A 21941-nucleotide genomic window follows, 5' to 3' on the forward strand; every position below is an offset into this window, starting at 1 on the left:
GGCTGCCCCATGAACATCGAGATGATCCGCGCCGCCGCGGCCCGCCTTCACGGCCACATCCGGCGCACGCCGCTCCTGTCCTCTCCGGCCCTCGACGACATCGCCGGGCGGCGGGTGCTGGTAAAGCCCGAATGCCTCCAGCACACCGGCAGCTTCAAGTATCGTGGGGCGCGCGCCGCGCTCTCGGCCCTCGACCCCGACACCCGCGCCCGCGGCGTTCTCGCCTTCTCCAGCGGCAACCACGCGCAGGGCATCGCCCGCGCGGCCGGCGAATATGGCGTGCCGGCGGTCATCGTCATGCCGCGCGACGCGCCGCGCCTGAAGATCGACACCACCCGCGCGCTCGGCGCGGAGGTGGTGCTCTACGATCGCGGCCGCGAGGATCGCGCCGCCATCGGCGCCGCCCTCGCCAAAGAGCGCGGCCTGACCCTGATCCGCCCCTATGACGAGCCCGAGGTGATCGCCGGCCAGGGCACCTGCGGGCTGGAGATCGCCGAGGACGCACGCGCCCTCGGCATCGAGACAGCCGAGGTCCTCTCCTGCTGCGGCGGCGGCGGGCTCTCCTCGGGCATCGCGCTCGCGCTCGAGGCCGAGGCGCCCGGCCTGACCCTGCGAACGGTTGAGCCCGAGGCCTTCGACGACATGAAACGCTCTCTCGCCGAGGGGCGCATCACCGGACATTGCGGCCCCGAGGGCGGCCTCTGCGACGCCATCCTCACGCCGCAGCCGGGCGAGATCACCTTCCCGATCCTCGCCCGCCTTGCCGGCCCCGGCATCGCGGTGAGCGACGATCACGCGCTGCGCGCCATGGCGCTCGCCTTCCAGCGGCTGAAACTCGTCGCCGAACCCGGCGGCGCCGTCGCCCTCGCCGCCGCGCTCTTCAGCCCCGAGATCCGCGCGGGCACCGTCATCGCCACCATCTCCGGCGGCAACGTGGAAGCGGACACCTTCACCCGCGCCCTCGCCACGCTCGGATAGCCACTGCAGAACGCCCGCCTCCCCCAGCACCCTCTTCCCGCTTCTTTGGGCGTCAAATACTCCGGGGAGCGCGAGGGGCCGGCCCCTCGCTCCCGCACTCTCCACCGGCGCCGTCAGCCGGTCGCCGCGCGCTCGAGCGCCGGATAGCGCGCGGCCAGCGTCGCCGCCCGGAAGACGTAGGACAGCGCCAGCGCCGCCCAGAGACCGTGCATCCCGAACACCGGCATCAGCACGCCCAGTGATGCGAAATAGAGCGCCGCCGCCAGCGCGGTCATGTTGCGCATGTCGCCGGTGCGCGTCGCGCCGATAAAGACCCCGTCGAGCATCCAGGACGCCAGCCCAAGCACCGGCACCGCGACCATCCAGGGCAGGTAGACCCGCGCCTCGACGCGGACCGCCTCGGCCTCGGCCATCACGTCGATGATCCACGGGCCCAGGGTCCAGAACGCCGCCGCCAGAGACAAGCTCGCCGCCAGCCCCCAAGCCGAGGACACCAGCGCCGCGCGGCGCAGCACCGGCACCGCGCGCGCACCCATCGCCTGGCCCACCATCGCCTCGGCCGCGAAGGCGAAGCCGTCGAGCGCGAAGGCGGTGATCTGCACGAATTGCGAGAGAACCTGCGCCGCGGCGAGCGTGACGTCGCCGAAATCGGCGGCAAAGAGCATGAAGGACAGCATGATGGACTGCAGCGCCATCGACCGCAGCAGGATGTCCGAATTGACCCGCGCCATGCGCACCAGCTTCACCCGGTCGAAGACCCGCGCCCAGTCCCGCCAGTCGGGCACGCGGAACGCCGCCCGGCAGAGCCAGAGCCCCACTGCGAGCCCCGACCATTCCGCGATGAAGGTCGCGGTGGCCACCCCGTTCACGCCCCAGCCGAGGCCGAGCACGAACCACAGGTCCAGCACCACGTTCACGCCGTTCATCCACAGCTGCAGCGCCAGCACAGCGCCGGCGCGTTCGCGCGCGATCAGCCAGCCGGTGATGCCGTAGATCGCGATCGCCGCCGGGGCAGACCAGATGCGGATGGCCATGTAGCCGCGGGCCAGCCCCTCCACCTCGTCGCTGGCCGGCGAAATCGCGAAGGCGCCCCGGAACAGCAGCGGTTGCAGCACGATCAGCGCCGCGCCGCCGGCAAGGCCGATCATCAGAACCCGCGTGAGCAGCGCCGCAACCTCCGCGCGATTGCCCTCGCCTTCGGCCTGCGCGGCAAGGCCGGTGGTGCCCATGCGCAGAAAGCCGAAGACCCAGTAGAGCGCCGAGAGGATCACCGCGCCGATGCCCACCGCCCCGATCGGCGCGGCGGCGCCGAGCTGGCCGACCACGCCGGTATCGACCGCGCCGAGGATCGGGATCGTGGCGTTCGACAGCACGATCGGCAACGCGATCTTCAGAACGCGCGCATGCGTGACCTCGCGCGGCGCGGCGATGTCGGTCATTTCAGTCCTCGCGCAACGGCATGAGGAAATGCGCCATCGCCTGCGCCATCGGCCGGTCGCGGTTGTCCTGCCACGCCTCCACCTGCACCGAGGCGTAGCGCCGCCCCGAGCGCGTGATGCGCGCCCGCGCATAGGCGTCGCGCGGCAGGCCCGACCGCAGGTAGTCGACGGTGAAATCGACGGTCTTGGGCAGGCGCGGCAGGTCCCCCGCTTCCAGCGCGTCGACCTCGATCCGCCCGGTTTCCACGTCTTCCCAGAGCCACAGGTAACTGAGCGATATGAGCGCCGTCATCTCCAGGAACGCGGCCGTCACCCCGCCATGGATCGCCGGCAGCATCGGGTTGCCGATGAGATCGTCGCGGAACGGCAGGATCCCGGTCAGCTCGTCGCCGCGACGGTCGAAGCGGATGCCGAGGAACTGGATATAGGGCACGCCGCCGGCCAGCGCGGTCAGCGCCGCGTCACGCCGCTGCTTGACCACCTGCACGGGCTCGGGCTGGGGGCGCTTGCTCATGTGCCGCGCTCCACGGTGAATGCGCCGCTGGCGGTGGCGACCGGGCGGTCCCGGTCGTCGTCCATCGCGGTGGCGCGGATGAAGGCGACGGCGCGGGTGACGTGGTAGCACGTCGCCTCCGCCACGATGGTCTGGCCGGGGGTCGCGCCGCGCATGTAGTCGATGCGCAGGTCTATGGTCGCGGTGCTCACGGGCGCCTCGGGATGGCTCATCACCGCCGCCCCGCCGCAGGTGTCCATCAGGGCGGAGACCGCACCGCCATGGATCACCCCGGTCTGCGGATCGCCGACGAAGCGCGCGTCGTAGGGCATCTCGATCCGCGCGAACCCGTCCCCGAGCTCGGTGATCGCCATGCCGAGCGTGAGGGAATGCGGGATGGAGTCGATGAATTGTCGAGCGATGCGGGCCTTGTCGGCTTCCATGGCGGATGTCCCTCGGTGTCGCCCGCCTTTATGCGCACCGGCCCGGGCGGGCTTCAACCCTCGGGCTCGAACGACACGGCGGCAAGCCTCACGTCACTCTTTCTTCTGAGACGATTGATTACTGCTTCTGCGCGGACTCAAGGCCGAAGGGCGACGAGGGACCGTCGCGCCGGTGGCGCGGCGTAAGCCAGAGGAGCGCGCATCGCCGGGCCGCCCCCCGGACCGGCGATTTGTCGACGCTGGGCGCAGCGCTCAGAGGTCGTCCTGACTTGGCTGACATAAAGCGCGCCGCTCGGCGGTCCGGATCGCCGATCCGCGGCCCGTCGCTGCGCGGCTCCCCAACCCTTCAAACGCATCGGCCGACCCCCGCTTTCTTGCCATGGTTGCTCCGGCGCCCGGCGGCACCTAGATTTCCATCAGCCGCCAGACCGGAGCGCCGATGACCGACCCCCGCCTCAGCTTCAAGGAGATGTGCGCGAAGTTCGACGTGACCCCGCGCACGCTTCGGTACTACGAATATATCGAACTCCTGCAGCCGGAGCGTCAGGGGCGGGCGCGCTTTTACGGCCCGCGCGAGATCGCGCGCATGACGCTCATCATGCGCGGGCGGCGCTTCGGCTTCCAGCTCGAGGATATCCGCCAATGGCTGATGATCTACGAGAATGACGGCACCGAGGCGCAGATGCGCGCCTGGATCGAGCTTGCCGACCGGCAGATGGCCGAACTCGCCGAACAGCGCCGCCAGCTCGACGCCGCGATGGACGAGCTGAAGGCACTCCGCGACGAGACGGCGGCGGCCCTCTCCGGCTGAAGCACGCCGAATCTGCCCCCGGCGCCGCGCGGAAACCGGCCCGTGCCCGGGTGCGTTGCTTGAAACCACGGAAAGAAAATTCCAGCTGCCGTGGGGTCAAATCCCCTTATCTTACGTCAGCCGGAAAGTGACGCGACGTTGAACTTACGTAAACGTCAATGGCTGTTGTACGAGGCGAGCGAGGCTCGCAGATGGGCGGACACCCGTTGGCGAGAGAGCAAGGAAAGAATGACCGACGACACCACCATGACCATCCGCGAGATGTGCGACGCCTACGACGTCACCCCGCGGACCCTGAGGTTCTACGAGAGCAAGGAGCTGATCTTTCCCGTCCGGCAAGGCCAGAAGCGGCTCTTCACCCGTCGCGACCGGGCCCGGCTCAAGCTGATCCTGCGCGGCAAGCGTTTCGGCTTCAGCCTCGAGGAAATCCGGCAGCTTCTGGACCTCTACCACATGGGCGACGCGCAGGCGACGCAGCTGGCCAAGACCTACGAGATCGCCGAGGGGCGCCTCGATCAGATGAAGGCTCAGCGCGCCGAACTCGATACCACGATCGCCGAGCTTGAAGAACAGATGCGCTGGGGCGAGAAGATGCTCGCCTCGCTCGACCAGCCGAAGAAAGCCGCCGAGTAACGACCGCGATCCCGCGGGGGAGGAGACCCGACATGCCGATCTACCACGCGCCCACCAAGGATCTGGGCTTCGTCCTGCACGAGGTACTGAAGATCCACGAGCAGGACATCCCGGGCTATGACGAACTCGACGCCGACACCACGGCGGCGATCCTCGAAGAGGCCGGCAAGCTGTCCGAGAACGTGCTCGCGCCGCTGAACCCCGTGGGCGACCGGCAGGGCTGCGTGCTGGAAAACGGCGTGGTGCGCACCCCCGAGGGGTTCAAGGACGCCTACGAGCAGATGCGCGCGGGCGGCTGGATGGGTCTCGACGCCGATCCCGAATATGGCGGCCAGGGCATGCCCTACGTCCTGAACTGCGCGGTGGGCGAGATGTTCGTGTCCTCGAACATGGCGTTCAACATGTACCAGGGCCTGACCCACGGCGCCTATTCGGCGATCCACGCGCACGGCTCGGACGCGCAGAAGCAAACCTATCTGCCGAACATGATCGACGGCATCTGGTCGGGCACGATGAACCTGACGGAGCCGCATTGCGGCACCGATCTCGGCCTGATCCGCACCAAGGCCGAGCCGCAGGACGACGGCAGCTACTCCATCACCGGCTCCAAGATCTGGATCTCGGCCGGCGAGCACGACCTGTCCGAGAACATCATCCACCTGGTGCTGGCCAAGGCGCCGGGCGGCGGCGAGGGCACCAAGGGCATCTCTCTCTTCATCGTGCCGAAGTTCCTGGTGAACGAGGACGGATCGCTCGGCGCGCGCAACGCGGTGTCCTGCGGCGGGCTCGAAGAGAAGATGGGCATCCACGGCAACGCCACCTGCGTGATGAACTACGACGGCGCGCGCGGCTTCCTCGTGGGCGAGATCCATAAGGGCATGCGGGCGATGTTCACCATGATGAACGAGGCGCGGCTCGGCGTCGGCCTGCAGGGCTACGCGCAGGGCGCGGTGGCCTACCAGAACGCGCTCGGCTTCGCGAAGGACCGCCTGCAGGGGCGCGACGTGACCGGCACCCAGAACCCGGACGGGCCGGCCGATCCGATCATCGTGCATCCCGACGTGCGCCGGAACCTGATGGCGCAGAAGAGCTTCGTCGAGGGCGCGCGCGCCTTCGTGCTCTGGGGCGCCCAGATGATCGACCGCGCGCACCGCAAGGAGGATGCGGACGCGGAAGGTATGATCTCCCTGCTCACGCCGGTCATCAAGGGTTTCCTGACCGACAAGGGCTTCGAGACCACGGTGCTGGCGCAGCAGACGCTGGGCGGCTCGGGCTTCACCCGCGAATGGGGCCTGGAGCAGTTCGTGCGCGATGCCCGCATCACCATGATCTACGAAGGCACCAACGGCGTGCAGGCGCTCGACCTCGTGGGGCGCAAGCTGGCGCAGTCGGGCGGCAAGCACGTCATGGCCTTCTTCGACATGGTCAAGAGCTTCATCGCCGAGCACAAGGGGAAGGACGAGGCGCTCGACCGCGACTTCCTCGACCCGCTCAAGGCGGCGTCGAAGGATCTTCAGAGCGCGGGGATGTTCTTCATGCAGAACGGGATGAAGACCCCCAACGCGGCTCTTTCGGGGTCGTATGACTTCATGCACCTCTTCGGGCATGTGTGCCTCGGCCTGATGTGGTCGAAAATGGCGGTGGCCTCGCGCGCCGCACTCGATGCCGGCACCTCCGACACCGAGTTCCACGCCGCCAAGCTGGCAACCGGGCGCTACTACATGGCGCGCGAGCTGCCGGCGACGGGCACGCACCTGCGCCGCATCGAGTCCGGCGCGGACCCGGTGATGGAACTGGACGCGGCGCAGTTCTGATCCGAGGGTGGGCAGATTGCCCACCCTGCGAAAGGTCCCGCCATGCCGAAGCGCTTCCGCCTCACTCGCCGATTTCCCGTCGCGATGACGGAGGACAGCTATCGCAGATTGAAGCGGTTCGCGCATGAGGCGGGGCTCGACGAGGGCGAGGCGCTGTCGTTCCTGTTCGAGCATTTCGACAGCGTCACCGACGACGAGGCGCTGTCGCACAGGCTGCGCCTGTTCAACGCCGAGCTCGACGCGCGCAAACGGTGACCAGAATGCCGGAGGATGCGTGACTCATTCGTGGCGAAACGTCGGGGTACGCGCCATAGCGTCGAAGCTGTACCTGGCGGCGCCGTACGGACGCCTCCGGCGGGAGTATTTTGAACGAGAAGAAGGACCGGACATCGGGCCCTTGAATGGCAGCGCGGGCGGCAGCCGGTCCACCCCGCCAGCCGGCCCGGTTCATTCCTGGAACAGCGGCGGGCCGGCGGGGCTTCTCCTCGTGCGGTCATCGGCTCTCCAGCCTGTACCGCCGCGCCAGCTTGGGGGCATCAAGCTTAACGCGAGGTTTACAGAGCAGCGCCCCTGCTTCTTCTCGTCGAAAATACTCCCGCCGGAGGCATCCGACCGCGCCTCCTGGCACACCGCAAAGGACATCGCATGACGATCAAGCTGCACTGCTTCGGTGAATCGGGACATTCCTACAAGGCCGCGCTGGCGCTCGAGATGGCCGGGCTGGAATGGAAGCCCGTCTTCATCGACTTTTTCGAGGGCGAGACCCGAGGCGACGCCTACCGGCGCGATGTCAACGAGATGGGCGAGGCGCCCGTGCTCGTCGATGGCGACACGCGGCTCAGCCAGTCCGCCGTCATCCAGGGTTACCTATCGGAAAAAACCGGCCGGTTCGGCGGGAGGGACGCCGCAGAAGCGCGCGAGATCCTGCGCTGGCAGTTCTGGGACAATCACAAGCTCAGCTCGCAGGCCGGGATGCTGCGCTTCCTGATGAACTTCCTGCCCGAAGAGAAACGCCCGGCGGAGGTGATCGACTTCACGAAGAACAGGCTGACAGCCGCCTACAACGTGCTCGACGCGCATCTCGCGGGCCGCGACTGGATCGTCGGCGAAGCGCCGAGCAACGCCGACCTGACCTGCTGCGGCTATCTCTACTATCCCGAGCCCTTCGGCTTCGACCGGGCCGAGTGGCCCAATATCGACGCCTGGCTCACGCGCCTGTCCGATCAGCCGCGCTGGAAATCCCCCTACGACCTCATGCCCCGCGCCTGGCGCGCGGCCGATTGAAGGAGCCTTCGCATGACCGATGCCTATATCTACGACGCGATCCGCACGCCGCGCGGCAAGGGCCGCAAGGACGGCGCGCTGCACGAGGTGACCTCCGCGCGGCTTTCGGCGCAGGTGCTCGACGGGCTCGCCTCCCGCAACCATCTGGACGGCTACGACGTCGAGGACGTGATCTGGGGCAATGCCACGCAGGTCGGCGAACAGGGCGGGTGCCTGGCGCGCACCGCCGTCCTGGCCTCGATGCTCGACGAGCGCATTCCGGGCCTGTCGATCAACCGCTTCTGCGCCTCCGGCATGGAGGCGGTGAACCTCGCCGCGAACCAGGTGCGGGCCGGCGCCGGCGCCGCCTACATCGCCGGCGGGGTGGAGATGATGGGCCGCGTCGCGATGGGCTCTGACGGCGCCGCCGTGGCGGTCGATCCGTCCGTCGCCATCGACAGCTATTTCGTCCCGCAGGGCATCTCCGCCGACATCATCGCGACGGAATACGGCATCAGCCGCGACGACGCCGACGCCTTCGCCGTCGAAAGCCAGAAACGCGCCGCGAAGGCGTGGGAGGAAGGCCGGTTCGACAAGTCGATCCACACCGTACGCGACGTGAACGGCCTGCCGATCCTCGAGCGTGACGAGTACATGCGGCCCGGCACCGACATGCAGTCGCTCGGCAGCCTCAACCCGTCCTTCAAGGACATGGGCGAGACCATGCCCGGCTTCGACAACGTGGCGATCCTCAAGTACCCGCACCTGGCGAAGATCAACCACATCCACCACGCCGGCAATTCCAGCGGCATCGTCGACGGTGCCGCGGGCGTTCTGGTGGCCTCGAAGGAATGGGGCGAAGCCCATGGCCTGACGCCCCGCGCGCGCATCAAGGCGACCGCGAAGATCGGCACCGATCCGACCATCATGCTCACCGGCCCGGTCCCGGCGACCGAGAAGATCCTGCGCGAGAGCGGCATGTCGATCTCCGACATCGACCTTTTCGAGGTGAACGAGGCATTCTCCTCGGTGGTGCTGCGCTTCATGCAGGCCTTCGACGTCGACCACGGCAAGCTCAACGTGAACGGCGGCGCCATCGCCATGGGCCATCCGCTGGGCGCCTCGGGCGCGATCATCATCGGCACGCTGCTGGACGAGATGGAGCGCACCGACCAGGGCACCGGCCTTGCCACGCTTTGCGTCGCGTCCGGCATGGGCGCCGCCACCATCATCGAGCGCGTGTGAGCGCGCGGAGGGAGACCGAGAGAATGACCGATTTCACCATGGAGAAAGACGCGGGCGGCGTCGCGGTGATCACCTGGGACTGCCCCGGAAAGTCGATGAACGTGCTGTCGATCGAGGCCGGCGGGCACCTCGAGACGCTGATCGAGGACGCGCTGGCCGACGACGCGGTCAAGGGCATCGTGATCACCTCGGCCAAGGACAGCTTCGCGGCGGGCATGGACCTCAACGCCATCGCGGCGATGAAGGACGCCGCCGGCGACAACCCGGCGCAGGGTCTCTTCGACGGCGTCATGGGCCTGCACCGCATGCTGCGCCGGATCGAGCTTGCGGGGATGGACCCCAAGACTCAGAAAGGCGGCAAGCCGATCGCCGCCGCCCTGCCCGGCACCGCGCTCGGCATCGGGCTGGAGCTGCCGCTGGCCTGCCACCGCATCTTCGTCACGCCCGATCCGAAGGCCAGGATCGGCCTGCCCGAGATCATGGTCGGCATCTTCCCCGGCGCCGGCGGCACCACCCGGCTGGTGCGCAAGATGGGCGCTATGGCGGCCTCACCCTTCCTGCTGGAAGGCAAGACGCAGGACCCGGTGCGCGCGCAGAAGGCCGGGCTCGTGGACGAAGTCGTGGCCGACCCGCTCGCCGCGGCGAAGGAATGGGTGCTGAACGCCAAGGACGCAGACCTCGTCAAGCCGTGGGACGCGAAGGGCTACAAGATGCCCGGCGGCGCGCCCTACCACCCGGCGGGCTTCATGACCTTCGTCGGCGCCTCGGCGATGGTTCACGGCAAGACCCAAGGTGTCTATCCCGCCGCCAAGGCTCTGCTCTCTGCGGTCTACGAAGGCGCGCTCGTGCCCTTCGACACCGCGCTCAAGATCGAGGCGCGCTGGTTCACCAACGTGCTGATGAACCCGTCCTCGGGCGCGATGATCCGGTCGCTCTTCATCAACAAGGGCGCTCTGGAGAAGGGCGCGAACCGCCCCGACGTGGCCGACGAGACGGTCAAGCGCGTGGGCGTTCTCGGCGCCGGCATGATGGGCGCGGGCATCTCGCTTGTCGCCGCGCAGGCAGGGATCGAGGTGATGCTGCTCGACCGCGACACCGAGGCGGCGGAAAAGGGCAAGGCCTATACCGCGTCCTACATGGACGAGGGCATCAAGAAGAAGAAGGCGACGGAGGACAAGAAGGAGAAGGTCCTGTCGCTCATCACCCCGACCGATGACGTAGAGGACCTCAAGGGCTGCGACCTGATCGTGGAGGCCGTGTTCGAGGATCCCAAGGTCAAGGCCGAGATGACGCAGAAGGTGGAGGCGGTGCTGGGCGAGGACGCGATCTTCGCCACCAACACCTCGACCCTGCCTATCACGGATCTTGCGAAGGCGTCGAAGCGGCCCGAGCAGTTCATCGGCATTCACTTCTTCTCCCCGGTCGAGAAGATGATGCTGGTGGAGATCATCAAGGGGCGTGACACCGGCGACCGCGCCGTGGCCAAGGCGCTCGATTTCGTGCGGCAGATCAAGAAGACGCCGATCGTGGTGAACGACGCCCGCTTCTTCTACGCCAACCGCTGCATCATCCCCTATATCAATGAGGGGATCCGCATGGTCGGCGAGGGCGTGAACCCGGTGCTGATCGAGAATGCGGCGAAACAGGTCGGCATGCCGCTGGGGCCGCTGCAATTGGTGGACGAGACCTCCATCGACCTCGGGGCGAAGATCGCCCGCGCGACCAAAGCGGCGATGGGCGACGCCTATCCCGACGCGGCCGTGGACGACATCATCTTCTGGATGGAGGGCGAGGGCCGGCTCGGCCGCAAGGCCAATGCGGGCTTTTACGCCTATGACGAGAAGGGCAAGCGCCAGGGCCTCTGGGAGGGTCTCGACGCGAAATTCCCGCGCGCGGAGGACCAGCCGGACCTGATCGAGGTACAGCACCGCCTGCTCTTCGCACAGGCGCTGGAGGCCGTGCGCGCGCTCGAGGAGAACGTCCTGCTCGACATCCGCGAGGGCGATGTCGGCGCGATCCTCGGATGGGGCTTCGCGCCCTGGTCGGGCGGGCCGCTGTCCTGGCTCGACATCCTCGGCGCGCCCTACGCGGCCGAACGCTGCGACCAGCTTGCCGAGGCCCATGGCGACCGCTTCGCCTGCCCCGCGCTCCTGCGCGAGATGGCCGAGAAGGGGCAGAGCTTCTACGGCCGGTTCGGCACGGAAACTGCCGGCGAAGCGGCCTGACAGGGCGGGAGTGGGGGCCAGCCCCCACACCCCCGGAGTATTTGCGCGCCCAAAGAAGCAGGGCGCGCGCCCCGGCTTCTTTGGGCCGCAAATACTCCCGCCGGAGGCGTCCCGCAGGCGCCGCCCGCAAACGGATCAGAAAAGGGAGCCCTGTTCCGGGGCTCTCTTTCTTTGTGCGGGCTTCTTCGGCGCGCTGCCGCCGAGGCGCAGGCGGCCGTCGTGGAACTCGATCTCGAGACCGGAGGCGGCTTCGGCGGCAGGCCGGTTGGTGACCACATGGCCGTCGCCGCGCACGACCGCGTATCCGCGGCGCAGCGTTTCGCGGTAGCCGAGCGTCTCGCGCAGCCGGTCGAGCGCGTCGAGCTTCTGGCGCCGGGCCTGCGTGCCCTCGCGCAGCGCCACGTCGAGCCGGCGCGACAGGGTCGCGAGGCGGTCCTGCTGGTGGGCGATGCGCGCCGCGAAGGGTCGCGGGTCGAGCCGGTCGGCGCGCCGGCCCAGCGCCTCGCGCCGCGCGGCGATCAGCCGAGCAAGCGCGGGATCGGGGCGCGGCGCCAGCGCGGCGATGTTGCGGCGCGCCTCCGCCACGCGGCTGCGCAGGAGCGCGGGCCGCAGCGAGCCCGCGCAATCGGAGAGCGCCACGCGCCGCGTCTGCACCCCGCGCGTCAGGGCCGCCGGAAGCCGGTCGCCGGCGACGTCGAGCCGCTGGCGCGCGGTATCGACCAGCGTTTCGGGCCGCGGCATGGCGCGCGACAGATCGCGCAGGCGCTGGCCGCGCACCTCCAGCCGGTAGCCCGCCGCGCGCGACATGCGCGCGCCCATCTCCGCCGCCCAGGCCATCAGGTCGCGCCGCACCGGCACCGCGATCTCGGCCGCCGCCGTGGGCGTCGGCGCGCGGCGGTCGGCGGCGAAATCGATGAGCGTGGTATCGGTCTCGTGCCCGACCGCAGAGATCAGCGGGATCTCCGAGGCGGCGGCGGCGCGCACAACCGCCTCCTCGTTGAAGCCCCAGAGATCCTCCACCGAGCCGCCGCCGCGCGCGACGATCAGCACGTCGGGCCGGGGCAGCGCGCCACCGCGGCTGAGCGCATTGAACCCGGCGATGGCACGGGCGACCTCGGGCGCGCAGGCCGCGCCCTGCACCGCGACCGGCCAGATCAGCACCTTGCGGGGAAAGCGTTCGCGCAGGCGGTGCAGGATGTCGCGGATCACCGCGCCCGAGGGCGAGGTGACGACGCCGACGATCTCGGGCAGGTAGGGAAGCGGCCGTTTTCGCCCCTCGTCGAAGAGGCCTTCGGCGGCGAGCGCGGCTCGGCGCTTTTCCAGCATCGCCATCAGCGCGCCCTGCCCCGCCGGGCGGATATCCTCGATCACGATCTGGTACTTGGACTGGCCGGGAAAGGTCGTCAGCCGGCCGGTGGCGATGACCTCCAGCCCCTCTTCGGGCTGCGTCTCCTGCCGCGCGGCGACGCCCTTCCACATGACACCGGAAATGACGGAGCGGTCGTCCTTGAGGTCGAGGTAGACATGCCCCGATCGCGGGCGCGAGACGCGCCCGACCTCGCCACGGATGCGCACGTGGCCGAATTCGCCCTCGATCACGCGCTTGACCGCGCCCGAGATCTCGGAGACCGAGAATTCCGGCGTGTTGCCGGGCTCGCTGCCGTCGTCGTCGATCAGGTCCATACTGCCCCTCGCTGTCTCGCCCGGGGCCGACACTAGCGGTCCCTAGCGCGGGAGGGAACGGGGCCTCCATCCCCGCGGACGCTTTTGCGGTGCCCGGGCGCGCCTGTCGCAGCCCGCACTTGTGCGGCGGATGCGGCGCGGCTAGGAGGCGGGCGAACCAGGCAGGGGGCGGCGCATGAACATCCTCATTCTCGGCGGCGGCGGACGCGAGCACGCGCTTGCCTGGGCGGCCTTGCAGAACCCCAAATGCGACAAGCTGATCGTGGCGCCGGGCAATGCCGGGATCGCCGAGATCGCCACCTGCGCCACACTCGACACCGAAGACCCCGGCGCGGTGACGGAATTCGCGGGCGAGCATGCCATCGACCTCGTGATCATCGGCCCCGAGGCTCCGCTGGCCGCCGGCGTGGCGGACCGGCTGCGCGAGGCCGGTCTGCTGGTCTTCGGCCCCTCCGCCGCGGCGGCGCGGCTGGAGGCATCGAAGGCCTTCACCAAGGAGATCTGCGCCGCCGTGGGGGCGCCCACCGCCGCCTACGCCCATTTCACCGACGCCGAAGCGGCGCGGGCGCATGTGCGGGCGGAAGGCGCGCCTATCGTGGTGAAGGCCGACGGGCTCGCCGCCGGCAAGGGCGTGGTCGTGGCCGAGACCGAGGAGGAGGCGCTGGCCGCCATCGACGAGATGTTCGGCGGCGCCTTCGGATCGGCCGGCGCCGAGGTGGTGATCGAGGCGCTTCTGACCGGAGAGGAGGCGTCGTTCTTCGTGCTCGTGGACGGCGAGACCTGCCTGCCCATCGGCACCGCGCAGGACCACAAGCGGATCGGAGAGGGCGACACCGGCCCCAATACCGGCGGCATGGGCGCCTATTCGCCGGCCCCGGTGATGACGTCGGAGGTCGAGGCGCGCGCGCTCGAGGAGATCGTGCGCCCGACGATGGCCGAGATGGCCCGCCGCGGCACGCCCTACCAGGGGGTGCTCTACGTCGGGCTGATGATCGAGGACGGCGCGCCGCGGCTGGTCGAATACAACGCGCGCTTCGGCGATCCCGAGGCGCAGGTGCTGATGATGCGGCTCGGGGCGCAGGCGCTCGACCTCATCCATGCCTGTGCCGAGGGCCGGCTGGACGAGGCGCAGGTGAACTGGGCGGGCGATCACGCGATGACCGTGGTGATGGCCGCCGAGGGCTATCCGGGCGCCTACCGGAAGGGCAGCGTCATCGGCGGACTGGAGGCGCTGCCGGAGGACAGTTTCCGCATGACGTTCCATGCCGGGACGGCGCGCGACGGGCGGCAGGTGGTCGCTGCGGGCGGCCGGGTGCTCAATTGCACCGCGCGCGGCGCGACGCTGGCCGAGGCGCGGGACCGGGCCTACGCGCTGGTCGATGCCGTGGAGTGGCCCGAGGGCGTGTGCCGAAGGGATATCGGCTGGCGCGCGCTGGGATAGACGGCAGGCGGGAGGATGGCGCGCTGCGCCTTCAAGGGAGGCAGCGCAGGTGCCGGGCGCGCGCCGGACCGGGGGCTGGCGCCACACCCTCCGAGGTCATCACTTTATCCCCGCCAAGCCCCTCCAAAATACGAACGGAGCACAAGGGTGACATCGCGCCAGACCGCAGGGACGGTCCGGCGCGCGCCCGGCACCTGCGGTGCTGTTCGGGCGGGTAGGCGCCTGGCTCCTATCGGGCCAGGCAAGCGGCGAAACGACGCTCCCCGCCCCTTCACACCGTCAGAACGGTCGACCCGGTGGTCTTGCGCGCCTCCAGCGCCCGGTGCGCCTCGGCGACCTCCTCCAGCGGGAAGCGCTGGTCGATGCGCAGCTTCACCTCGCCCGCGGCAACCTTGCCCATCAACATCGCCGCCATCTCCTGGCAGGCCGCATGATCGGCGATGTGGGTGAACAGCAGCGGCCGCGTGAGCTTGAGCGAGCCCTTGGCCCCCAGTGTCGCGATCTCGAACGGCGGCACCGGCCCCGAGGCGTTGCCGAATGAGATCATCATGCCCAGCGGCGCGAGGCAGTCGAGAGAGCCCTCGAACGTGTCCGCGCCGACCCCGTCCATCACGGCCGCAACGCCCTTGCCGCCGGTCAGGTCCTGCACCCGCGACACCCAGTCGGCGTCGCGGTAGTCGATGCAGACCTCGGCGCCGTGATCTTCAGCCAGGCGGCACTTCTCCCGCCCGCCGGCGGTGCCGATGAGGCGGATCCCCTCCGACCGCGCCCATTGGCAGGCGATCAGCCCGACACCCCCGGCGGCCGCATGGAACAGCACCGTGTCGCCCGGGCCGAGCGGCGTGGTCCGGTGAAAGAGGTACTGCACCGTCAGGCCCTTCAGCATCATCGCCGCGCCGTCCTCGAAGGCGATCGGCTCGGGCAGCGGGCAGACCTGCGCGGCCGGCATCACCCGCGCCTCGGCATAGGCGCCCGGCGGCACCGCGGCATAGGCGGCGCGGTCGCCCGGCGCGAGGTGCGTCACGCCCTCGCCCACCGCCTCCACAACACCCGCGGCTTCCATGCCCAGCGCGTGCGGCAGGTCCAGCTTGTAGAGGCCCGAGCGCTGGTAGGTGTCGATGTAGTTGAGACCGCAGGCGGCGTGACGGATGCGGATCTCGCCCGGACCGGGTTCTCCCACATCTCGGTCCACGACGCGCAGCACCTCGGGCCCGCCTGTTTCCTTGATGATCACCGTCTTCGCCATGTCCTGTCCTTTCCAAGCGGTGCCCGTAGGGTGGGCGGTCCGCGCACCGGCAGTGCGCGAGTTCGCCCACCGCCCGGTCACACCTTCAGCACGATCTTCCCGATATGGTCCGACGCTTCCATCCGCGCGTGCGCGGCGGCGGCCTCCTCCAGCGGAAACTCCGAATCCATCACCGGCGCGACGATGCCCGCCGACAGCAGCGGCCAGACATCGCGGCGCAGTTCCCCGGCGATGCGCGCCTTGGCCAGGTCGCTTTGTGGGCGGAGGGTGGAGCCGGTGATGGTCAGCCGCCGGGTCATCACCTCCGCGAAGTTCAGGTCCGCCTTCGGCCCCGACAGGAAGGCGATCTGCACCAGCCGTCCCTCGTCGGCGAGCGCCTTGACATTGCGCTTGATGTAGTCGCCGCCGACCATGTCGAGGATCAGGTCCGCGCCGCCCTCCGCACGCAGGACCTCGACGAAATCCTCCTCGCGGTAGTTGATGGCGCGCTCGGCGCCCAGTTCCGTGCAGCGCGCGCATTTGTCGGCCGACCCGGCGGTGGCGAACACGCGGGCGCCGAAATGGCGGGCAAGCTGGATCGCCGTGGTGCCGATACCGGAAGACCCGCCATGGCAAAGGAACCGCTCCCCGGCCTGCAGCCCGCCGCGCTGAAAGACGTTGGACCAGACGGTGAAGAAGGTCTCGGGCAGGCAGGCGGCCTGTTTCAGATCCAGGCCCTCAGGCACCGGCAGGCAATGCGCCGCCGGCGTGACCGCGTATTCGGCGTAGCCGCCGCCGGGCAGAAGCGCGCAGACGGCGTCGCCCACTGCCAGATCGTCCACACCCGGCCCCACGGCCGCGACCTCGCCGGAAGCTTCGAGCCCCGGCAGGTCGCTGGCCTTGAGCGGCGGCGCGTACATGCCCGCGCGCTGGAGCGCGTCCGGGCGGTTCACGCCGGCATAGGCGATCTTGAGCAGGATCTGCCCGTGGCCCGGATGCGGCACATCGCGCTCCGCCGTGCGCAGCACCTCCGGCCCGCCCGGCTCACCGATCTCGATCACCCGCATCATGCTCTCCCGTTCCTGCCGCTGTGACCCGGCAAGATGGGGCGGCGGCGCGGGGGCGTCAATCGAACGGGTGCGCGGCGTGCGTGCCCTGCCGGCTGCCGGGGATGTCGCGGGCATTCCGGGGCGGGCGCACGCGGGTCACCATGCGATTCTGCAGGTCCATCAGCGAGCCCATCAGTGGCAGCTTGCGCACCGCGGCCTTGGCGCTCTCCACCCGCATCACGTCGTCGATGCGGCGGTCGAGGAAGGCCCAGGTCTCCTGCGCGCCGGGCGACTCGTCGCCCAGCCAGTACAGCACGGTGGCCGAGTAGACGCCCGACAGCGTCGCCCGCTTGGTGTACCAGTTGAGATCGTCGGACGTGTCTCCGAGAGCCATCCAGATCGCATCGGCGGTGTTCCACAGGGCCCGCGTGCCATCCGCGGCATAGACCGGCAGCGCGAAGAGCGTCATGCCGCGGCGCACGGCCTCGCGGTCTTCCGAAGCCTCGATGCGCAGACGCACGGCGCGGGCGATCTTGTCGCGCATCCGCAGGCCATCGAGCGATTGCTCGCGCAGACGCGCCGCCATACGCCGGTCGCCCCGGGCATGGAACGCCAGGGCAAGATCCACGGGACCCCGCGGAAAGAGCCCGCGCGCGACGGCGCGGGGCACGTCGGCATCCGCGATGGCGGCTCGGAACGTGGTCTCGGACCAGCCGTCGAAGGGCACGTGCATCAGCGCCGCGTCGATCAGCGCGTCGGTGGGATCGTCGGTGGAAGCATCGGACATCTGGCTCGGTCTCCCTGTCTGGCTCGGGCACTGGACAAGCTAGGAGGCGTTTGCTATATGGCCACCTCCTGCAGTTCCATGCAACTTCAACCCAGAAAGGTGGTGACAACCACATGCAGGTGAGTGTTCGCGACAACAACGTCGATCAGGCGCTCCGCGCCCTGAAGAAGAAGCTCCAGCGCGAAGGCGTCTTCCGCGAAATGAAGCTCCGGCAGCATTTCGAGAAGCCGTCCGAGAAGAAAGCGCGGGAAAAGGCCGAAGCGATCCGCCGTGCGCGCAAGCTGGCGCGCAAGAAGGCACAGCGCGAAGGTCTGCTCTGAGGCAGCACGCTTCCGACACTATTCGGACGAATTGACGACCCCCGAGGCTGCCGCCTTCGGGGGTTTGTCGTTCTCGAGGGTGATGCCGCGTAGCGGCGTATCGGACCCATGTCATCGGAATTTCATGCGGAAACTACCGTTTAACATCAAGCGGTAAGAACGTATGCAATTGAAATTGCCAAGACTTTTGTTGAATTCTGCGCTGCGGCTGCTATTCATCATGTCCGTCGGGGTCCTCGTTTACTGGACCGCAGCCGTCCGACGTTGCCCGAGCCGAAACGCGGCGGGCGTGTAGACCGATCAGTGCCTGACGACGTGGAACCCGGAATCTGGGGCGTCCGCGGTCGGGTAAGCGGCTGTCTGGAGAAAAAGCGTGTCGTTCCGCACCGCCGCAAGGCGCCGGGACGCGTTTGACCGACCGCAGAGCGGTCGCGGGGCCGCCGCGACTGCCCGGGAAAGCTTTGTCCGTGGATCTTCCGCGGCACAGGGAGACATAAGATGACCGAAGCCAAGACAAATTTCGAACTCGAGCTAGAGGATCAGACCTACAGCGAAGATCCTCTGGCCGACCGCGAGACGGACATGTATCGCGCCGAATACGTGATGGCATTCGTAGACAAGTGGGACGAGCTCATCGACTGGCGCGGCCGGGCCGAGAGCGAGGGACAATTCTTCATCGACATCCTGCGCGCGCGCGGGAAGGAAAGCGTGCTCGACGTGGCCGCGGGCACCGGCTTCCATTCCGTCCGGCTGACCGAAGCCGGCTTCAACGTGGTGACCGCCGACGGCTCTGCCGCGATGCTCGCCAAGGCGTTCCAGAACGCCCAGGAGCGTAACATCATCCTCAAGACCGTGCAGGCCGACTGGCGCTGGCTGAACCGCGACATCAACGGCAAGTACGACGCGATCATCTGCCTCGGCAATTCGTTCACGCACCTGCACGAGGAAAAGGACCGCCGCCGCGCGCTGGCCGAATTCTACGCCGCGCTGAAGCATGACGGCATCCTCATCCTCGATCAGCGCAACTACGACGCGATGATCGACCACGGCTATTCGACCAAGCACAAGTTCTACTATTGCGGCGACAAGGTCACGGCAGAGCCCGACCACGTCGACGAAGGCCTGTGCCGGATGCGCTATACCTTCCCGGGCGGCGAGAGCTACACGCTCAACATGTGCCCGATCCGCAAGAACTACATGCGTCGGCTCCTGCAGGAGGCCGGGTTCGCGCGCGTACGCACCTACGGCGACTTCCAGGAAACCTATGCCGAGGACGATCCGGATTTCTTCGTCCATGTCTGCGAGAAGTCGACGATGCACCTAGTGCGCTGGGGCGGCGGCGAGCGCGAGGAAGGCGAGAGCGATGTCCGCGACGTTGCCGAGGATTACTATGACAGCGACGACGCCGACACGTTCTACTCCCTCGTCTGGGGCGGCCAGGACCTGCACGTCGGCTGCTACGACGAGACGCCGGACATCCGCGAGGCGTCCGACGTGACCATCGACCGGATGGTCGAGATGCTGCCCGAGATCAAGCCGGACACGCGCATCCTCGACATCGGCGCGGGCTATGGCGGCGCCATGCGCAAGGTCATCGGCGAGCACGGCGGCACCGCGACCTGCCTCAACATCTCCGAGATCCAGAACGACACCAACCGGCTGCGCAACCGCCAGCAGGGCTTCGTCGAGAAGATCAACGTGATCCACGGCGTGTTCGAGGACATCCCCGAGCCGGCGGCAAGCTACGACATCGTCTGGAGCCAGGACGCGATCCTGCACTCGGATCAGCGCGAGAAGGTGCTGGAGGAAGTCTGGCGCGTGCTGAAGTCGGGCGGCTACTTCATCTTCACCGACCCGCAGCAATCGGACCACGCCGATCCGGCGCAGCTTCAGCCGGTCTATGACCGCCTGCAGCTGACCAATCTCGGCTCCCCGGGCTTCTACCGCCAGGCGGCGGAGAAGATCGGCTTCGAGACGATCGAGCAGCGCGACATGACCAACCAGCTGCGCACCCACTACTTCCGGGTCCGCGAAGAGCTGATGGGCAACTACGACAAGCTGCGCGCCGCGGGCGCCTCGTCGGAATATCTCGACAAGATGTCCTCGGGACTGGAGAACTGGGTGAAGGCGGCCGACGAAGGCAACCTGCACTGGGGCATCCAGCTCTTCCGCAAGCCGGAGTGATCATGGCCGGGCGCGGGGATCACCCCGCGCCCACCCCTTCCGGGCCGGTCAGCAGCCCGGACGGCCGAGAACGAGCGCCCAGTATGGACCGCTCTGCGCGAGGCCGAATTCGCTGACCTCACGGTCCAGCATGTTGCGCCGATGCGGACGCGAGTCTGCCCAGAGCGCCATGGCGTCGTCGACCGAGCCGGCCCCCCAGAGGATATTCTCCGCGATCCGGCAATAGCCGTAGCCGCGTGCGCGGACGCGCGCACCGATCTTGCGCCCGCGCGGCCCGAGATGGGTCATGTCGCCCGTTCGCGCCATGTGCGCCGCCTGCGCCCGGGCCACAGCCTCGAGCGTTGCGGAAGGTCTCAGCGGCGCGCGACCGGCCTCGGAACGATAGGCGTTCAGGTGCCCCTGCCCCTCGATGGCGCTAGCGGAGACCGGCGCAAGAACCAGGGCGGCGGCAAGAACGGCGGATCGAAACGGCATGGAATACACCCTTGGGTTGCGTGACGCCGTCGACCATGTATCCTAGGCGAGCCGGGCCGCCAGCGCGTTCTGTCTCGAAATGATTGTATCGAGGTCCATGGGCAGAAAGATGCCGTCGCGCACCAGCGCCCGACCCTCCACGAAGAGGTGCCGCACCTTCGCCGGCCCGGACAGCAGCAACGCGGCGGGGTCCCAGCTTCCGGCGCTGTCGATTCCGGAGACGTCCCAGAACGCAAGATCCGCCCTGTAGCCCGGCGCGATCACCCCCACGTCATCGCGGCCCAGCACCTCTGCACCGCCGCGCGTGGCGATACGCAGCGCCTCCCGCGCGCTCATCGCCTCGGCGCCGAACCCGACACGCTGAAGCAGCATCGCCATGCGCGCCTCGGCCACGAGGTTGCCCGCGTCGTTTGAGGCCGAGCCATCTACGCCGAGGCCCACGCGCACGCCCGCGTCCCGCATCGCCCTGGCCGGCGCGATGCCCGACCCGAGCCGGCAATTCGAGCAGGGGCAATGGGCGATCCCCGTGCGGCTGCGGGCGAAGAGGTCGATCTCGGCGCCGTCCAGCTTCACGCAATGGGCGTGCCAGACATCCGGGCCGGTCCAGCCCAAGTCCTCGGCGTACTGGCCGGGACGGCAGCCAAAGGTTTCCAGCGAATAGGCGACGTCCTCGTCATTCTCGGCCAAATGCGTATGCAGCATCACGCCCTTGTCACGCGCCAGAAGCGCCGCGTCGCGCATCAGCTCCCGGCTGACCGAAAAGGGCGAACAGGGCGCGACGCCGACCCGCACCATCGCGCCCGGCGCGGGGTCGTGGAACGCGTCGATCACCCGGATGCAATCTTCGAGGATCGCCGCCTCCTCCTCCACCAGCGCGTCGGGCGGCAGGCCGCCCTTGCTCTCGCCGATGGACATGGCGCCGCGGGTGGCGTGGAAGCGCATGCCGATGGCCTCCGCCGCCGCGATCGTATCGTCGAGCCGCGCGCCGTTGGGGTACAGGTAGAGATGATCGGAGGTCAGCGAACATCCCGACAGCGCCAGCTCTGCCAGTCCGGCGAGCGCGGAGACGTGCATCTCCTCCGGCCCGAAGCGCGCCCAGATCGGGTAGAGGGTGCGCAGCCAGCCGAACAACGCAGCATCCTGCGCGCCCGGCACAGCCCGCGTGAGGGTCTGGTAGAGGTGATGGTGGGTGTTCACCAGGCCGGGGGTCACGACGCAGTTCGCGGCGTCCACGATTTCCCCCTCGGTGCGGAGCCCCTGCCCCAGCGCGGCGATGACGCCGCCCCGGATCAGGATGTCGGTATCGGCCGGCTCGCTGCCGGCATCGTCCATGGTGAGCACAATCCGGGCGTTGCGGATCAGGATCTCGGTCATGGGGTCGCCTTTCCGGGCGCCCTTTCGTTGTGGGAAGGCAGCGGCGCGACGGAAAGGGGC

The 21941-nt window shown here is 68.8% G+C and carries 20 protein-coding genes; 11 read left to right on the forward strand and 9 right to left on the reverse strand.

All coding sequences use genetic code 11. The features are described from left to right. The first annotated feature begins 9 nt into the window (after nucleotides 1–9). Nucleotides 10–978 (forward strand): threonine ammonia-lyase, encoded by a 969-nt coding sequence (locus F3H57_RS00810; RefSeq protein WP_149753973.1) that lies wholly within the window; start codon nucleotides 10–12, stop codon nucleotides 976–978. A 113-nt stretch (nucleotides 979–1091) separates the two neighbouring features. On the opposite strand, the gene F3H57_RS00815 is transcribed toward F3H57_RS00810, so the two are convergent. From F3H57_RS00815 to F3H57_RS00825, 3 genes are read right to left on the reverse strand one after another with little or no spacing between them, the layout of a single operon-like run. Beyond that, entirely contained in the window at nucleotides 1092–2417 is a 1326-nt protein-coding gene (locus tag F3H57_RS00815) for an MATE family efflux transporter (RefSeq protein ID WP_149753974.1), read from the reverse strand. A 1-nt stretch (nucleotide 2418) separates the two neighbouring features. Next, nucleotides 2419–2931 (reverse strand): PaaI family thioesterase, encoded by a 513-nt coding sequence (locus F3H57_RS00820; RefSeq protein ID WP_149753975.1) that lies wholly within the window; start codon nucleotides 2929–2931, stop codon nucleotides 2419–2421. Beyond that, on the reverse strand, nucleotides 2928–3353 hold the full coding sequence (locus tag F3H57_RS00825) for a PaaI family thioesterase (RefSeq protein WP_149753976.1): 426 nt from the start codon (nucleotides 3351–3353) through the stop codon (nucleotides 2928–2930). Before F3H57_RS00825 ends, F3H57_RS00820 begins: the two co-directional genes overlap by 4 nt. 439 nt (nucleotides 3354–3792) lie before the next feature. On the opposite strand from F3H57_RS00825, the gene F3H57_RS00830 reads away from it, so the two are divergent. The 7 genes from F3H57_RS00830 (at nucleotide 3793) to F3H57_RS00860 (ending at nucleotide 11344) form a co-directional block, all read left to right on the forward strand. Beyond that, on the forward strand, nucleotides 3793–4164 hold the full coding sequence (locus F3H57_RS00830; RefSeq protein ID WP_149753977.1) for a MerR family transcriptional regulator: 372 nt from the start codon (nucleotides 3793–3795) through the stop codon (nucleotides 4162–4164). Between the two features lie 228 nt (nucleotides 4165–4392). Next, on the forward strand, nucleotides 4393–4797 hold the full coding sequence (locus F3H57_RS00835) for a MerR family transcriptional regulator (RefSeq protein WP_149753978.1): 405 nt from the start codon (nucleotides 4393–4395) through the stop codon (nucleotides 4795–4797). 32 nt (nucleotides 4798–4829) lie between these two features. Beyond that, nucleotides 4830–6611 carry an acyl-CoA dehydrogenase gene (locus F3H57_RS00840; protein WP_149753979.1) on the forward strand — a complete coding sequence of 594 codons (1782 nt, stop codon included), beginning with the start codon at nucleotides 4830–4832 and terminating at the stop codon, nucleotides 6609–6611. Between the two features lie 42 nt (nucleotides 6612–6653). Then, nucleotides 6654–6866, forward strand: coding sequence for a hypothetical protein (locus F3H57_RS00845; protein ID WP_149753980.1), 213 nt, complete (start codon nucleotides 6654–6656; stop codon nucleotides 6864–6866). A 390-nt stretch (nucleotides 6867–7256) separates the two neighbouring features. Next, nucleotides 7257–7895 carry a glutathione S-transferase family protein gene (locus tag F3H57_RS00850; RefSeq protein WP_149753981.1) on the forward strand — a complete coding sequence of 213 codons (639 nt, stop codon included), beginning with the start codon at nucleotides 7257–7259 and terminating at the stop codon, nucleotides 7893–7895. 12 nt (nucleotides 7896–7907) lie between these two features. Beyond that, nucleotides 7908–9119 carry an acetyl-CoA C-acetyltransferase gene (locus tag F3H57_RS00855; protein ID WP_149753982.1) on the forward strand — a complete coding sequence of 404 codons (1212 nt, stop codon included), beginning with the start codon at nucleotides 7908–7910 and terminating at the stop codon, nucleotides 9117–9119. Nucleotides 9120–9142: 23 nt separating this feature from the next. After that, on the forward strand, nucleotides 9143–11344 hold the full coding sequence (locus tag F3H57_RS00860) for a 3-hydroxyacyl-CoA dehydrogenase NAD-binding domain-containing protein (RefSeq protein ID WP_149753983.1): 2202 nt from the start codon (nucleotides 9143–9145) through the stop codon (nucleotides 11342–11344). Between the two features lie 135 nt (nucleotides 11345–11479). On the opposite strand, the gene xseA is transcribed toward F3H57_RS00860, so the two are convergent. After that, on the reverse strand, nucleotides 11480–13027 hold the full coding sequence (gene xseA, locus F3H57_RS00865) for an exodeoxyribonuclease VII large subunit (RefSeq protein ID WP_149753984.1): 1548 nt from the start codon (nucleotides 13025–13027) through the stop codon (nucleotides 11480–11482). 175 nt (nucleotides 13028–13202) lie between these two features. On the opposite strand from xseA, the gene purD reads away from it, so the two are divergent. Next, entirely contained in the window at nucleotides 13203–14468 is a 1266-nt protein-coding gene (purD, locus tag F3H57_RS00870) for a phosphoribosylamine--glycine ligase (RefSeq protein ID WP_149753985.1), read from the forward strand. Between the two features lie 271 nt (nucleotides 14469–14739). On the opposite strand, the gene F3H57_RS00875 is transcribed toward purD, so the two are convergent. The 3 genes from F3H57_RS00875 to F3H57_RS00885 form a co-directional block, all read right to left on the reverse strand. Next, entirely contained in the window at nucleotides 14740–15714 is a 975-nt protein-coding gene (locus F3H57_RS00875; RefSeq protein ID WP_149753986.1) for a quinone oxidoreductase family protein, read from the reverse strand. A 77-nt stretch (nucleotides 15715–15791) separates the two neighbouring features. Further along, complete coding sequence (locus tag F3H57_RS00880; RefSeq protein ID WP_149753987.1) at nucleotides 15792–16763, reverse strand: NAD(P)H-quinone oxidoreductase; 972 nt, start codon at nucleotides 16761–16763, stop codon at nucleotides 15792–15794. Nucleotides 16764–16818: 55 nt separating this feature from the next. Further along, entirely contained in the window at nucleotides 16819–17529 is a 711-nt protein-coding gene (locus tag F3H57_RS00885) for a COQ9 family protein (protein WP_149753988.1), read from the reverse strand. 113 nt (nucleotides 17530–17642) lie between these two features. Here F3H57_RS00885 and rpsU point away from each other — a divergent pair, with 113 nt between their 5' ends. Together rpsU and F3H57_RS00895 are read left to right on the forward strand one after the other, a co-directional pair. Continuing rightward, nucleotides 17643–17849: a 30S ribosomal protein S21 gene (gene rpsU, locus F3H57_RS00890; RefSeq protein WP_007818122.1), complete on the forward strand. Its 207-nt coding sequence runs from the start codon at nucleotides 17643–17645 to the stop codon at nucleotides 17847–17849. 498 nt (nucleotides 17850–18347) lie between these two features. Continuing rightward, nucleotides 18348–20033: a glycine/sarcosine N-methyltransferase gene (locus tag F3H57_RS00895; RefSeq protein WP_149753989.1), complete on the forward strand. Its 1686-nt coding sequence runs from the start codon at nucleotides 18348–18350 to the stop codon at nucleotides 20031–20033. 48 nt (nucleotides 20034–20081) lie between these two features. Here the strand turns inward: F3H57_RS00895 and F3H57_RS00900 are convergent, their stop codons facing one another. Beyond that, on the reverse strand, nucleotides 20082–20507 hold the full coding sequence (locus F3H57_RS00900; RefSeq protein WP_149753990.1) for a CAP domain-containing protein: 426 nt from the start codon (nucleotides 20505–20507) through the stop codon (nucleotides 20082–20084). A 42-nt stretch (nucleotides 20508–20549) separates the two neighbouring features. Then, on the reverse strand, nucleotides 20550–21881 hold the full coding sequence (locus tag F3H57_RS00905) for an 8-oxoguanine deaminase (protein WP_149753991.1): 1332 nt from the start codon (nucleotides 21879–21881) through the stop codon (nucleotides 20550–20552). Between the last annotated feature and the right edge of the window lie 60 nt (nucleotides 21882–21941).

It is taken from the genome of Roseivivax sediminis (assembly GCF_900112685.1).
Lineage (GTDB): Bacteria > Pseudomonadota > Alphaproteobacteria > Rhodobacterales > Rhodobacteraceae > Roseivivax > Roseivivax sediminis.

What these genes read in the sequence shown, in the direction of transcription:
- F3H57_RS00810 (WP_149753973.1), top strand. Translation starts at nt 10, where the DNA reads ATGAACATCGAGATGATCCGCGCCGCCGCGGCCCGCCTTCACGGCCAC.
- F3H57_RS00815 (WP_149753974.1), bottom strand. Translation starts at nt 2,417, where the DNA reads ATGACCGACATCGCCGCGCCGCGCGAGGTCACGCATGCGCGCGTTCTG.
- F3H57_RS00820 (WP_149753975.1), bottom strand. Translation starts at nt 2,931, where the DNA reads ATGAGCAAGCGCCCCCAGCCCGAGCCCGTGCAGGTGGTCAAGCAGCGG.
- F3H57_RS00825 (WP_149753976.1), bottom strand. Translation starts at nt 3,353, where the DNA reads ATGGAAGCCGACAAGGCCCGCATCGCTCGACAATTCATCGACTCCATC.
- F3H57_RS00830 (WP_149753977.1), top strand. Translation starts at nt 3,793, where the DNA reads ATGACCGACCCCCGCCTCAGCTTCAAGGAGATGTGCGCGAAGTTCGAC.
- F3H57_RS00835 (WP_149753978.1), top strand. Translation starts at nt 4,393, where the DNA reads ATGACCGACGACACCACCATGACCATCCGCGAGATGTGCGACGCCTAC.
- F3H57_RS00840 (WP_149753979.1), top strand. Translation starts at nt 4,830, where the DNA reads ATGCCGATCTACCACGCGCCCACCAAGGATCTGGGCTTCGTCCTGCAC.
- F3H57_RS00845 (WP_149753980.1), top strand. Translation starts at nt 6,654, where the DNA reads ATGCCGAAGCGCTTCCGCCTCACTCGCCGATTTCCCGTCGCGATGACG.
- F3H57_RS00850 (WP_149753981.1), top strand. Translation starts at nt 7,257, where the DNA reads ATGACGATCAAGCTGCACTGCTTCGGTGAATCGGGACATTCCTACAAG.
- F3H57_RS00855 (WP_149753982.1), top strand. Translation starts at nt 7,908, where the DNA reads ATGACCGATGCCTATATCTACGACGCGATCCGCACGCCGCGCGGCAAG.
- F3H57_RS00860 (WP_149753983.1), top strand. Translation starts at nt 9,143, where the DNA reads ATGACCGATTTCACCATGGAGAAAGACGCGGGCGGCGTCGCGGTGATC.
- xseA (WP_149753984.1), bottom strand. Translation starts at nt 13,027, where the DNA reads ATGGACCTGATCGACGACGACGGCAGCGAGCCCGGCAACACGCCGGAA.
- purD (WP_149753985.1), top strand. Translation starts at nt 13,203, where the DNA reads ATGAACATCCTCATTCTCGGCGGCGGCGGACGCGAGCACGCGCTTGCC.
- F3H57_RS00875 (WP_149753986.1), bottom strand. Translation starts at nt 15,714, where the DNA reads ATGGCGAAGACGGTGATCATCAAGGAAACAGGCGGGCCCGAGGTGCTG.
- F3H57_RS00880 (WP_149753987.1), bottom strand. Translation starts at nt 16,763, where the DNA reads ATGATGCGGGTGATCGAGATCGGTGAGCCGGGCGGGCCGGAGGTGCTG.
- F3H57_RS00885 (WP_149753988.1), bottom strand. Translation starts at nt 17,529, where the DNA reads ATGTCCGATGCTTCCACCGACGATCCCACCGACGCGCTGATCGACGCG.
- rpsU (WP_007818122.1), top strand. Translation starts at nt 17,643, where the DNA reads ATGCAGGTGAGTGTTCGCGACAACAACGTCGATCAGGCGCTCCGCGCC.
- F3H57_RS00895 (WP_149753989.1), top strand. Translation starts at nt 18,348, where the DNA reads ATGACCGAAGCCAAGACAAATTTCGAACTCGAGCTAGAGGATCAGACC.
- F3H57_RS00900 (WP_149753990.1), bottom strand. Translation starts at nt 20,507, where the DNA reads ATGCCGTTTCGATCCGCCGTTCTTGCCGCCGCCCTGGTTCTTGCGCCG.
- F3H57_RS00905 (WP_149753991.1), bottom strand. Translation starts at nt 21,881, where the DNA reads ATGACCGAGATCCTGATCCGCAACGCCCGGATTGTGCTCACCATGGAC.